The organism is Bradyrhizobium ferriligni (genome assembly GCF_056837965.1).
Genome location: NZ_JBXEJO010000375.1, coordinates 1 through 399 on the forward strand (window position 1 = coordinate 1; position 399 = coordinate 399).

Below are 399 nucleotides of genomic sequence, written 5' to 3' on the forward strand. Positions count from 1 at the left end.
CAAATACCCTGTCACTTCCCAGTGTGATATGGCTGTTATCCGACTTAATGTCACTGTTCAGCGAGGCGTTACGTGAAAGATGGAAGTCAGCATCTTTCAGCGACAGTGTTTTCATTATGAACTGGCGGTTTTCCCAGTCTTTCTGGTTCAGGCTGACCGGCGCACTGCCACTGACGGAGGCGTGGATAACCGGATGCCCCTGGAATATCAGGGTGCCACTGTCCTCACTCAGGGTACCTTCCGGCAGGTTCACGCTACCATCAAGGATGACCTTTCTTCCCCCCGGCAGCTGTGGAATGGTGACATCCATATTCCCGGTCAGCTGACCATGAAAGATAACGGGTTGTTTTGCCCGCCCGGCCAGGATCCGGTCTTTTACTGTCTGAACTGCTTTGTTTT

At 52.4% G+C, this 399-nt stretch carries 1 protein-coding gene; it reads right to left on the reverse strand.

The window, feature by feature from the left end; translation table 11 throughout:
• Nucleotides 1-399 (reverse strand): hypothetical protein (locus AC1VNY_RS42840; protein ID WP_482409729.1); only part of this gene is annotated, 399 nt, incomplete at both ends.